12 protein-coding genes and 2 tRNA genes are annotated in these 10654 nt (G+C 67.2%); 9 read left to right on the top strand and 5 right to left on the bottom strand.

Features of this window, described 5'->3' with window-relative positions; all coding sequences use genetic code 11:
- Positions 1–121: 121 nt before the first annotated feature.
- On the bottom strand, positions 122–931 hold the full coding sequence (locus SOM26_RS11845) for an undecaprenyl-diphosphate phosphatase (protein WP_320452928.1): 810 nt from the start codon (positions 929–931) through the stop codon (positions 122–124).
- Between the two features lie 83 nt (positions 932–1014).
- Positions 1015–1947, bottom strand: a complete 933-nt coding sequence (locus tag SOM26_RS11840) for a complex I NDUFA9 subunit family protein (RefSeq protein WP_320452927.1) — start codon at positions 1945–1947, stop codon at positions 1015–1017.
- Between the two features lie 104 nt (positions 1948–2051).
- On the opposite strand from SOM26_RS11840, the gene SOM26_RS11835 reads away from it, so the two are divergent.
- Positions 2052–2138: transfer RNA gene (locus SOM26_RS11835), tRNA-Leu, on the top strand.
- 314 nt (positions 2139–2452) lie between these two features.
- A complete protein-coding gene (locus SOM26_RS11830; protein WP_320452926.1) occupies positions 2453–3019 on the top strand; it encodes a phosphoribosyltransferase in 567 nt (188 codons plus the stop codon).
- Positions 3020–3130: 111 nt separating this feature from the next.
- On the opposite strand, the gene SOM26_RS11825 is transcribed toward SOM26_RS11830, so the two are convergent.
- A tRNA-Gln gene (locus SOM26_RS11825) sits at positions 3131–3204 on the bottom strand.
- A gap of 169 nt (positions 3205–3373) precedes the next feature.
- On the opposite strand from SOM26_RS11825, the gene SOM26_RS11820 reads away from it, so the two are divergent.
- The 3 genes from SOM26_RS11820 to SOM26_RS11810 are packed head-to-tail and all read left to right on the top strand — an operon-like array spanning position 3374 to position 5384.
- The gene (locus SOM26_RS11820) at positions 3374–4417 is read left to right on the top strand and encodes a Ppx/GppA phosphatase family protein (protein ID WP_320452925.1); all 1044 of its coding nucleotides are present in this window, start codon (positions 3374–3376) and stop codon (positions 4415–4417) included.
- A complete protein-coding gene (locus SOM26_RS11815; RefSeq protein WP_320452924.1) occupies positions 4414–5109 on the top strand; it encodes an RlmE family RNA methyltransferase in 696 nt (231 codons plus the stop codon). Before SOM26_RS11820 ends, SOM26_RS11815 begins: the two co-directional genes overlap by 4 nt.
- A 50-nt stretch (positions 5110–5159) precedes the next feature.
- The gene (locus tag SOM26_RS11810; protein ID WP_320452923.1) at positions 5160–5384 is read left to right on the top strand and encodes a hypothetical protein; all 225 of its coding nucleotides are present in this window, start codon (positions 5160–5162) and stop codon (positions 5382–5384) included.
- Between the two features lie 183 nt (positions 5385–5567).
- Here the strand turns inward: SOM26_RS11810 and SOM26_RS11805 are convergent, their stop codons facing one another.
- The gene (locus SOM26_RS11805; RefSeq protein WP_320452922.1) at positions 5568–5930 is read right to left on the bottom strand and encodes a response regulator; all 363 of its coding nucleotides are present in this window, start codon (positions 5928–5930) and stop codon (positions 5568–5570) included.
- A gap of 34 nt (positions 5931–5964) precedes the next feature.
- On the opposite strand from SOM26_RS11805, the gene SOM26_RS11800 reads away from it, so the two are divergent.
- From SOM26_RS11800 to SOM26_RS11785, 4 genes are all read left to right on the top strand, one after another.
- Positions 5965–6252: a DUF3572 domain-containing protein gene (locus SOM26_RS11800; protein ID WP_320452921.1), complete on the top strand. Its 288-nt coding sequence runs from the start codon at positions 5965–5967 to the stop codon at positions 6250–6252.
- The gene (locus SOM26_RS11795; protein ID WP_320452920.1) at positions 6249–6875 is read left to right on the top strand and encodes an HAD family hydrolase; all 627 of its coding nucleotides are present in this window, start codon (positions 6249–6251) and stop codon (positions 6873–6875) included. Before SOM26_RS11800 ends, SOM26_RS11795 begins: the two co-directional genes overlap by 4 nt.
- Before the next feature lie 59 nt (positions 6876–6934).
- The gene (locus SOM26_RS11790) at positions 6935–7399 is read left to right on the top strand and encodes a RidA family protein (RefSeq protein WP_320452919.1); all 465 of its coding nucleotides are present in this window, start codon (positions 6935–6937) and stop codon (positions 7397–7399) included.
- Positions 7400–7620: 221 nt separating this feature from the next.
- Complete coding sequence (locus SOM26_RS11785) at positions 7621–8751, top strand: GNAT family N-acetyltransferase (protein WP_320452918.1); 1131 nt, start codon at positions 7621–7623, stop codon at positions 8749–8751.
- Between the two features lie 9 nt (positions 8752–8760).
- Here SOM26_RS11785 and SOM26_RS11780 read toward each other — a convergent pair whose 3' ends face one another.
- Positions 8761–10422 carry a hypothetical protein gene (locus SOM26_RS11780; RefSeq protein ID WP_320452917.1) on the bottom strand — a complete coding sequence of 554 codons (1662 nt, stop codon included), beginning with the start codon at positions 10420–10422 and terminating at the stop codon, positions 8761–8763.
- Between the last annotated feature and the right edge of the window lie 232 nt (positions 10423–10654).

Here is a 10654-nt window from a genome sequence, read left to right as displayed (position 1 = left end):
CGACCCTAAGTCACCTCGAAATCGACATATATGGCATACATGCTGCCATATTTATTACAATTTATCGATGGCTGGCCGCCCTATTGCGATCGACCCGCAAAAAACAAGGTCCGATCCGGTATCAATGCATCATCAACAGCGCCAGTGCGATGCTGCCGGCCACGATTCGATACCAGGCAAAGGGGCCAAAGCCATGCTTGCCGACGATGCCGACGAACCAGCGTACGACCAGCAGCGCGACGATGAACGCCACCACGAAGCCGATCGCGATCTCCAGCGGCCCGACGCTATTCCCGGCGCGCATCGCATCCATATGCCCGGCCGTCTCCACCACGCTCGCGCCCAGCATCGTGGGGATGGCGAGGAAGAAGCTGAACTCCGCCGCGGTACGCCGCTCGACGCCCAGGGTCAGCGCCCCCAGGATCGTCGCACCCGAACGGCTGACGCCTGGAATCATCGCCAGACACTGGAGGAAGCCGACGCCCAGCGCGGTCTTGGCCGGGACCGCCGCGATGCCGCGCGTGTTGCCGGGCTTCACCAGCCGCTCGATCACCAGGATCGCGACGCCGCCGACGATCAGCGCGACCGCCACAACCTTGGGCTGGAGCAGCAGCGCCTCGATATGCTTTTTTGCCAGCACGCCGATGACGGCGGCGGGAATGAAGGCGATCAGCAGGTTGCGCACGAAACGGACCGAGCCGGGATCGCCCTTGGCCAGGCCGACCATGACCGTCCAGAAGGTACGCCAGTAGAGGACGACGACCGCCAGGATCGCGCCCAGCTGGATGACGATGTTGAACATCTGCCACCGCGCATCGTCATAGCCGAGCAGCGCGCCCGCAAGGATCAGGTGGCCGGTCGAGGATACCGGCAGGAATTCGGTGACACCCTCGACAATTCCGAGGATGATGGCGGCAATCAGGTCGTTCACGCGAGTCCCCAAATGATAAGCCCCGCCGCCATAAGGCGACGGGGCTGACAGCGATACGGCAAAGACGGCGGCCGCGCGACGGTTCAGGCCGCCAGCGTCTCGGCCCGCCGCCCGAAGCGCCCCGCCTTGCGGAAGCGGATCAGATATTCGGGGGCCACGGTCGCCAGCGGCGCGCCCGTAATGCCCAGCTCGGCCAAGCCCGGTGCACCGGCGGCCACGACATTGTCCTGCTGCAGCATCAGCCACTGATCCTGGCTGATCGGCGAGCCCGGCAGGCGTGCCAGCAAGGCGCCCGCGAAATCGGGCATTTCGAGGAAGGTCGGCTTGCGGCCCAGCGTCTGCGCGATCCAGCGGACGAGCTCGCCCATGGAAATGACGTCCGGCCCGCCAAGCTCATAGGTCTTGTGCCCGTGCGATTCGGGATCGCGCAGCGCGGTGGCGACCGCCTCGCCGACATCGCCCGCGAACACCGGCTGGAATTTCACGCCCGCGCGCAGGATCGGCACGATCGGGGCCGACACCATGCCCGCAAAGCGGTTCACGAACTGGTCCTCGCGGCCGAACACGATCGAGGGGCGAAGGATCGTGGCGCCGGGGAAGGCCTGGCGCACGGCGTCCTCGCCCTGCCCCTTGGAGCGCGCATAGGCCGCCGCGCCATGCGCGTCCGCGCCGATCGCCGACACATGGACCAGCGCCCTGGCCCCGGCCCGTGCCGCCGCCTCGGCCACGGCGCGCGCGCCGTCGACATGGATACGCTCCATATTGCCGCCCATCACGCCGACCAGGTTGACGACCGCATCGGCACCCTCGACCGCGCGGGCGACCGTGTCGGGACGCGCGATGTCGGCGGCCACGAACTGGGTCTGGCCCAGCCCGCCCTGGGTGCGCAGGAAATAGGCCTGGCGCGGATCGCGCTGCGCAATCCGTACGCGCGTCCCGTCCCGCATCAGTTCGCGTGCGACATAGCGGCCCAGAAAGCCCCCGCCGCCGATCAGCGTCACCAGCTTGTTCGTCATGACCGTCCCTATTCGCCAGATTTTTTGTGCACCGCCCCTTTGCCCCGCAAAAAAGCCGTTGACAAGGATTCGAACCCTACCCTAAAGGCACACGCCTACCCCGTGCCCAGATGGCGGAATTGGTAGACGCACCAGCTTCAGGTGCTGGCGATCGCAAGGTCGTGGAGGTTCGAGTCCTCTTCTGGGCACCACTTTCCAACATCGGTGGAAAATGTGAGGCGGCTGTCGAAAGACAGCCGCCGACACGTGTTTGTCGCGTTGCTTGCGGACTATTGTCCGAACAGCGCCCGCACCTCGCTCACCATTATATCCGGCAGGCCATCATCTGCGGCGGAATAGTCGCGACCTTCGTCAACGCTTCATCCCCGGCAATAGCGGGTGGCATCATATTGCCTGCCTTTCCTCTGACTCTCCCCGTCACGTCGCGGTTGCCCTTGCCGATGCAGCCTATCAAAAGGGCCAGTCCGGATGGACGTCGATGGTGTCGTGCCGCCGCCCCGCAACGATGATGGACGATCCCGTGACCACCAAAATCTATCTGTCCGCCGATCGCCTGCTGGAGGATTCCTTCCGGCTGGCCAATCTGGTCTTCGATTCGGGCTTTTGCCCGACGCATATCGTCGGCATCTGGCGCGGCGGCGCGCCAGTGGGCATCGCGGTCCAGGAGCTGCTCGAATATCGCGGGGTGCCCAGCGACCATATCGCGATCCGCACCGCCTCCTATACCGGCATCGACCAGCAGGAGCCGCAGGTCCGCATCTATGGGCTGGGCCATCTGGTCGATGTCCTCAACCCGGAGGATCGCCTGCTGCTGATCGACGATGTCTTCGATTCCGGACGCTCGATCCGCGCGGTGCTGCAGGAATTGAGGGCGCGGTGCCGGAACAACATGCCCCACGAGGCGAAAGTCGCGACGGTCTATTACAAGCCGTCGCGCAACGTCACCGACCTGACGCCCGACTTCTTCGTCCATGAAACGAACGACTGGCTGATCTTCCCGCACGAGATCAACGGCCTGACCGAGGATGAAATCCGCGCGCACAAGCACGGCGCCGACATCATCCTGCGCTGACGGCCGGATCATCCGCCTGAGACGGGCCCGGCATGTCCGGGCCCGAACACGCGCCAATACTGACGCGCGAGGGCTGGTCGTAAGGTGCGTCTGGAATTTTGTGGAAGTGTCTGGATGCCCCGTGAGGATTCGAACCTCAATTAACGGAGTCAGAGTCCGTGGTCTTACCTTTAGACGACGGGGCACCGGACAGGGGCGTGCCTCTATGCGGGCCGATCGGGCCTGTCAACCGAAATCCGCCGGGCCAGCCGCCCGGCGTCTTGTCGCGCGGGCGCCGACTCGCTACCTTGAGATTCAAACACCGGCGGACGCTCATGTCCGTGACGGATAGAACAGAATAAGCGAGATACGGCGATGGGGGATGTTCCCACCCGAAGGCCGTACCGGCAGGCCAAGCCCCCTGCCCGTTCGGCACCCCCCCGGCCCCAGCGTGGCCGGTGGTCGGATGCGCAGGCCTATGCCGCGCTCGATCTGGGCACCAACAATTGCCGCCTGCTGATCGCGCGGCCGCAGGGCGGCGGCTTTGCCGTCGTCGACGCCTTTTCGCGGATCGTGCGACTGGGTGAGGGACTGGCGACGACGGGCCGCCTGTCCGACGCCGCGATCGACCGCACCATCGCCGCTCTCCGCGTGTGTGCCGACAAGCTGAAGCGCCGCAACGTCACCCTGTCGCGCGCCGTCGCGACCGAGGCGTGCCGCCGCGCCGCCAACGGCCCCGCCTTCATCGCGCGCGCGCTGGCCGAAACCGGCATCCACCTCGACATCATCTCGGCCGAGGAAGAGGCGCGGCTGGCGGTGCTGGGCTGCCATGCGCTGATCGAGCCGGGCGAGGACCCCGCGCTGATCTTCGACATCGGCGGCGGTTCGACCGAACTGGTGCTGGTCGACACGCATGGGGCCAGCCCACGCATCCTCGACTGGCATTCGGCGCCCTGGGGCGTCGTCTCGCTGACCGAAAGCGCGGGCGGTGGCGAGGGTGAGGCCGGGCGGCTGGCCGCCTATGCGCGAATGCGCGCGATGGTGGCGGACAGCTTCGCCGATTTCGCCGCGCGCCTGCCGAGAAATTTGCGAAGCCCCCGGCTGCTGGGCACCAGCGGCACGGTGACGACGCTGGGCAGCGTCCATCTGGGGCTGAGCCATTACGACCGCAACGCCGTCGACGGGTTGATCGTACCCACCGCGGCCATGCGCGAGATCAGCGCCGATTTGTCGCGCAAGAGCCTGGCCGCGCGCGGCAAGGTGGCGTGCATCGGCCCCGAACGCGCCGATCTGGTGGTGGCGGGCTGCGCCATCCTGGAGACGATATTGGACCTCTGGCCCGCCGAGCGGCTAGGGATCGCCGACCGTGGGATTCGCGAGGGAATCCTGCGCCGTTTGATGGGAATCGCCAGATCGTGAGCAGAGGCAATGCAGGGCTGCACCAGCGCGTGCGCACCGCCCGGAAGCGCACCGCCCAATCGACCCGCTGGCTCGAGCGCCAGCTGAACGACCCCTATGTCCGCCGCGCCAAGGCGGAAGGGTATCGCAGCCGTGCGGCATACAAGCTGATCGAGCTGGACGAGCGGTTCGGCTTCCTGCGCGGCAAGAAGCGGATCATCGACCTGGGGCTGGCGCCGGGCGGCTGGTCTCAGGTGGTGCGGCGCACATTGCCGAATGCGGCGGTCGTCGGCATCGACCTGTTGCCGGTCGACCCGATCGACGGCGTCACCATCTTCGAGATGGACTTCATGGACGATGCCGCGCCGGACGCGCTGATGAACGCGCTGGGCGGCACGCCCGACTTGGTCATGTCGGACATGGCGGCCAACACCGTCGGCCACCCGCAGACCGACGCGCTGCGCACCATGGCGCTGGTCGAGACGGCGTTCGCCTTTGCCTGCGACGTGCTGTCGCCGGGCGGGGTGTTCGTGTCGAAGGTGTTCGCGGGCGGCGCCGATTCGCAGCTGGTCGCCGAGATGAAGCGCCACTTCGCCACCGTGAAGCACGCCAAGCCGCCGTCGAGCCGCAAGGGCTCGGTAGAATGGTTCGTCGTCGCGCAGGGGTTCAAGGGGCGGAAGGCCGTGGCCGTGGAGAATGATTCGGAGGATTGAGCCTGGGGCGGCTGGAGCCGCTCTCGCGCCATTGCCGCCGCAGCGTTTCCATGATCAAAGACCTGATGCCCGACGCGACCATCAAGACAGGTCTTGATCAACGTCCCTCCCAAAGTCGCCAGATCAGCGGCCCCTTGATGCTCGGCCTGTTGACCATGCCGTTGGTGTTCGGTTGGTTCCTGGCTCGGCGTGGCTATGCGAACAGCACGAGAATAATCGTTGCTGTCTATGCCTCGCTCGGGCTGGCCGGCTCGATCTTGTCTTCTTGGGGATAGCTGCGTCGTCACATCCCCATCCGGGCAGACCACTCATCCCAACCCTCCGTTCAGCCTGAGCGAAGTCGAAGGCCACGGGGTGACGTTCATAGCGGAGCTCCGGAGCGTGCACTTCGACTCCGCTTAGTGCGAATGGACAGTGGGGAGCGTAGCGGACGGAGGTTTGGACCCAACGCCCCCCCCTCACAACAACCCGTTCACCGCCTCCATGAACCGCATCAGGCTGATCGGCTTGGAAACATAGGAATCCGCCCCCGCCGCGCGGATGCGGTCTTCGTCGTCGCGGCCCGCATAGGCGGTCACCGCCATCACCGGGATTCGGCGCAGATCCTCGTCGGCCTTCAGCTCCAGGATCAGCTCATAGCCGGTCACATGCGGCATCTGGATGTCCATGATGATCAGGTCGGGCTGCGTCTCGCGGGCGCGCGCCACCGCTTCGCGCCCGTCCCGCACCGGCTCGGCGATGAAGCCGTGCGCGCGCAACAGGTCGCAGAAGAGTTTCAGATTGAGTTCGTTGTCCTCGACAACGAGCACCTTTCTTGTCACGCGGTCTCCACCATTCACGAGGTGACGATAGGCAATGCCCGGACCGGATACAATCGAGCCCGCACGTATCGAGCAAGCCGGGTCGCTGGCGCTTCGGGCGCTGGTCTGGACGCTGCAAAGCCCGTCGCGGGCCGAGCGGCTGCTGGCGCTGACCGGCCTGTCGGTCGAGGAATTGCGGGCAGGTGCCGAACAGCCGGGCGTCATGGCCGCGATCCTGTCGTTCCTGGAGGGGCATGAAGCCGACCTGATCGCCTGTGCCGACGAACTGGGCGAGCGCCCCGAGTCGCTGGTCGCCGCGCGCCGGGTGCTGGAGGCCGCATGAAGCCGCTGCTGATCTGCGACTGCGACGAAGTGCTGGTGCACATGGTCCGCCATTTTCGTACCTGGCTGGACGAGGCGCACGACATCGACTTCGCGCTCGACCGGCATGATTTCTTCGGGGCGATGACCCGGCGGAACGGTGGCGCAGCGCTCGACCAGGCCGAGGCCTGGGATCTGCTGCACGGCTTCTTCCCCGGTGAGATGGAGCGCCAGACGCTGGTGCCGCACGCCGCCGAGGCGCTGGCGGCGCTGGCGGACCAGGCCGACATCGTCATCCTGACCAACCTGATCGAGGAATGCCGGACGCCGCGAATCGAACAGCTGGCACGATTCGGCATCCACCACCGGGTCCAGTGCAATTCGGGCGGCAAGGGCGAGCCGGTCGCCCGGCTGGTCGCCGAGCATGGCCACCCCGTCACCGTTTTCGTCGACGACCTGCCCCAGCATCATGCCTCGGTCGCCGAACATGCCCCGCAGGTGCACCGGCTGCACATGGTGTCCGAACCGGAAATGGCCCCGCACGTGCCACCCGCGCCGGACGCCCATGCGCGGATCGACGACTGGCGACAGGCGCAGGCCTGGATCGCCGCACGCTTCGCCGGGGGGCAGCCCGCCGCCACCTGATACCGCCGCCTGATCCGATGGCTTGACGGCCATGGGGCGGGCACGTCATGTCTCGCCCCATGACCACCCATATCGATCGCGCGCTCGAGCAGCTCGGCCTCACCCTGCCGGAGGCTGCCGCCCCCGTCGCCGCCTATGTCCCCGTCGTCGAGGCGGGCGGGCTTCTTCACATTTCGGGCCAGCTGCCCTTTATCGACGGCCAGCTCGTCACCGGGCGGCTGGGCGAAGGCGTCTCGCTGGAAGACGGGCAGAAGGCGGCGCAGGCGTGCGGGCTGATGCTGGTCGCGCAGATCAAGAAGTATCTGAACGGCGATCTCGGCCGCGTGAAGCGGATCGTGAAGCTGGGCGTGTTCGTAAACTCAGGCAGTGACTTCACCGACCAGCCCAAGGTCGCCAATGGCGCGTCGGAGCTGATGGTCTCGCTGTTCGGCGAGGCCGGGCGTCACGCCCGCTCGGCGGTCGGCGTGCCGGTGCTGCCGCTGGGTGCGGCGGTCGAGGTCGACGCGATCGTCGCGTTGGTTTGATTTCTTTGGGGGGGGCCTGCGGCCCCGCCCTCCCCCATCCCCTCCCGCCTGCGGGAGGGGCGTGCTTCGTGGCCAGAACACGCTTCTGTCGCGAAGGCGGGAAGACGCCTGCCCGGTAACGCACCCCTCCCGCAGGCGGGAGGGGATGGGGGAGGGAAAGCCACGAACCCTGTCGCCGCCCCCCTTGTCCCACCCCACCCCGCACCGCATATCTGCCAGCGATGAGCACCGCCGTCGCGCGTATCCTGTCCGGCGTCGCCGCCCTGTCCCCCGACCAGTGGGACGCTTGCGCTGGCACTGCCAATCCGTTCGTCAGCCACGCCTTCCTGACCGCGCTGGAGACATCGCATAGCGTCGGCGGCCGATCGGGCTGGACGCCTGCCCCGATCGTCATCGACGGCCCCGACGGACAGCCTGCCGCGATCGCCCCGGCCTATCTGAAGGCGCATAGCCAAGGTGAATATGTCTTCGACCAGGGCTGGGCCGATGCCTGGGAACGGGCGGGCGGGCATTATTACCCCAAGCTCCAGATCGCATCGCCCTTCTCGCCCGTGCCCGGCCCCCGCCTGCTGCTCCGCGAACCCTCGCTCGCCCCTGCGCTGATCGCCGCGATCGAGGTGGTGACCGACCAGAACGAACTGTCCTCCGCGCACGTGACCTTCGTCACGCCCGACCAGCTGCCCTATTTCGAGGCGGCGGGCTGGCTGATCCGCGAGGGCGTGCAATTCCACTGGCGCAATGACGGTTATGCCCGCTTCGACGACTTCCTGGACGCGCTGGCCAGTCGCAAGCGCAAGGCGATCCGCAAGGAACGCGCCGCCGCCGTCGAGGGGCTGACCATCCGGCATTTGTCGGGGGCGGATATCCACGCCGAGCATTGGGACGCCTTCTGGACCTTCTATCAGGATACCGGCAGCCGCAAATGGGGCCGCCCCTATCTGACCCGCGCCGCGTTCGACCGGATCGGCGAGCAGATGGGCGACAAGGTGCTGCTGATCCTGGCCGAGCGGGACGGCGTGCCAATCGCGGGGGCGCTGAACCTGATCGGCGCGGACACGCTGTACGGCCGCTATTGGGGCGCGGTCGAGGAGGTGCCCTTCCTCCATTTCGAGCTTTGCTATTACCAGGCGATCGACGCCGCCATCGCGCGGCGGTTGGCGACGGTCGAGGCGGGGGCGCAGGGCGAGCACAAGCTGGCGCGCGGCTACGCCCCCGTGCCGACCTTTTCGGCGCATTACATCCCCCACCCCGCCTTTCGCCGCGCGGTCGCCGAGTTCGTGGAGCGGGAGCGTGAGGCGATCGCGGCGGAGAGCGACTATCTGGGCGAGTTGACCCCGTTCCGCCGGGGCTAGGGCGCTTGCCTAGTCGTCCTGGTCGGCCGTCGCCTTGCGCCGCGCGGGCACGCGCTTGTCTTCCTCGGGCGAGGGACGGCTGAGCATCTCATAGGCCGCCGGGTCGATGATCGGGCGGCGGTCGTCGATGCGATACAGCACGCTGTCGCCCGCCCGCCAGATCGGCGTCAGCCCGCGCGTCAGGCTCTCGTCATAACGCGGCGCATGGACCAGCCAGACATAGTCGAACGCGTCGCGCGGCAGCAGCTTCAGCGCGGTGTCGACCGGCCGCCACCATTGCCCCCGGCAGCGCCGCTGCGTCACGATCTCCGACGGGTCGTGCGCGAACCGCTTGGCGGGGGCATAGCGCACGGTCAGCAACTGCCCGCCCGCCATCGACCACTGGTCGTTGGCATAGGCCAGCTTGCGCTCCAGCGCGAGGCCGGCGACATGCTCCAGCCGGCTCGAAGGCCAGACATCGGCGCAATATTGGCGGCCCACGAACGTCAGCAGCCGCGCGCGAGGCGGCACATGATCCAGCGCGCTCAGCACCCGGTCATAGTCGTTGCTGTACATCACATAGCTGACCGTGGTCGCCGCGATCCGCACGCCGAAGAACGCCAGCCCCACGACCGCCAGCGTCGACGCCCCGCGCAGCGACAGGCCGCGCCGGGGCCGCAGCGCGATCAGCGCGATGGCGAGCACGTACGGCGCCAGCCGCATATCGGCATAGGCCGATCCGAACACGATGCGCGGCAGCAGGATATAGACGACCGCCAGGAACGCCGCCGACAGCACCAGATTGCGCGAATATTCGACCCGCTCGTCGCGCACGCCCTTCAGCAGCACCAGGAACAGCACCGTCACCGACGCCAGGTCGAACGCCATCCAGCGATCGCGCAGCACCATCGTGACCCAGTTGATCTTCCAGCGCCAGTTGAACCAGTCGCCGGTCTTGCCAGTGACGTCCGCACCCGAGCGCCACAGCACCATCAGCACCATGGGCAGCGCCAGCGGGATACAGCCCAGCCCGGCATGGAAGGCCGACTCCGCCCAACCGCGGACGCCGTGCGCCCCCTTGGCCCGGCGAATGTCGTGCTGGCGGATCAGCTCGGCCGAAAAGGCCAGCACGCCCAGCACGCCCCAGCCGAAGGTATGCGCCACCCACAGCACACAGGACAGCGGCACGAACAGCACGGCGCGCAGCTTGACCGCGCCCAGCCGCCCCATGCGCAGCCAGAGCGCGAACAGGTTCAGCGCCAGCGCCATCGCCAGCGCGAAATTCACGAACCCGAACTGGAAGGGATAGCTATAGGCCAGCGGCAGCGCGAACAGCGCGGTGGCGGGAATGCGCCCCTGCACCTCGCGCGCGATCCACAGCAGGCCGGTCACGGTCAGCACCGGGATCGCCATCACGATCAGCTTGACCGCCAGTTCCAACCCGAAGATCGGCGCCAGCGGCTCGATCAGCAGGTCGATGCCCAGATTGCCGATCATCTGCCATTCGAAACGATACCAGGTCGCCAGCCAGGGCTGGTTGGCATATTCCAGCTGGACCCGATACCGCCCCATATGACCCGGCAGGTCGACCAGCGGCGGTACGGTCGGCCAGATCAACGGCAGCGCCGCGAGCAGCGCCATCGCCGCCACGAACCACCGCGTCTGCCACCAGTTGAGCTTTCCCCCATTCATGCCGCCGGGCCTAGCGGATCGAAGGGGGCAAGGACAAGACGAACGCGGCCTGCGCTGCGGCGAGTTGTTGCGGGTGCCGCGAAGGTCATCCCATGACCTTCGACTATGCTCAGGCGGAACGGCGGTCGGGAACGGGGCAAGCGCGCCGGGCCTATGCCCCTCCCTCCGTTCGCACTGAGCGAAGTCGAAGTGCACGCTTGCGCCTTCGCCATCCGCTCCGGCACCCCCACGA

Origin of the sequence: Sphingomonas sp. CFBP8993 (assembly GCF_034044895.1) — a bacterium.
Classification (GTDB): Bacteria; Pseudomonadota; Alphaproteobacteria; order Sphingomonadales; family Sphingomonadaceae; genus Sphingomonas.
Note: the sequence above shows the minus strand (reverse complement) of the source record. Positions and strands in the feature narration are given on the sequence as shown.

Bases quoted from the DNA above. Each gene is read 5' to 3' on its own strand.
- SOM26_RS11840 (WP_320452927.1), bottom strand. From the start codon at position 1,947: ATGACGAACAAGCTGGTGACGCTGATCGGCGGCGGGGGCTTTCTGGGC.
- SOM26_RS11830 (WP_320452926.1), top strand. From the start codon at position 2,453: ATGATGGACGATCCCGTGACCACCAAAATCTATCTGTCCGCCGATCGC.
- SOM26_RS11820 (WP_320452925.1), top strand. From the start codon at position 3,374: ATGGGGGATGTTCCCACCCGAAGGCCGTACCGGCAGGCCAAGCCCCCT.
- SOM26_RS11810 (WP_320452923.1), top strand. From the start codon at position 5,160: ATGATCAAAGACCTGATGCCCGACGCGACCATCAAGACAGGTCTTGAT.
- SOM26_RS11800 (WP_320452921.1), top strand. From the start codon at position 5,965: ATGCCCGGACCGGATACAATCGAGCCCGCACGTATCGAGCAAGCCGGG.
- SOM26_RS11795 (WP_320452920.1), top strand. From the start codon at position 6,249: ATGAAGCCGCTGCTGATCTGCGACTGCGACGAAGTGCTGGTGCACATG.
- SOM26_RS11790 (WP_320452919.1), top strand. From the start codon at position 6,935: ATGACCACCCATATCGATCGCGCGCTCGAGCAGCTCGGCCTCACCCTG.
- SOM26_RS11785 (WP_320452918.1), top strand. From the start codon at position 7,621: ATGAGCACCGCCGTCGCGCGTATCCTGTCCGGCGTCGCCGCCCTGTCC.
- SOM26_RS11780 (WP_320452917.1), bottom strand. From the start codon at position 10,422: ATGAATGGGGGAAAGCTCAACTGGTGGCAGACGCGGTGGTTCGTGGCG.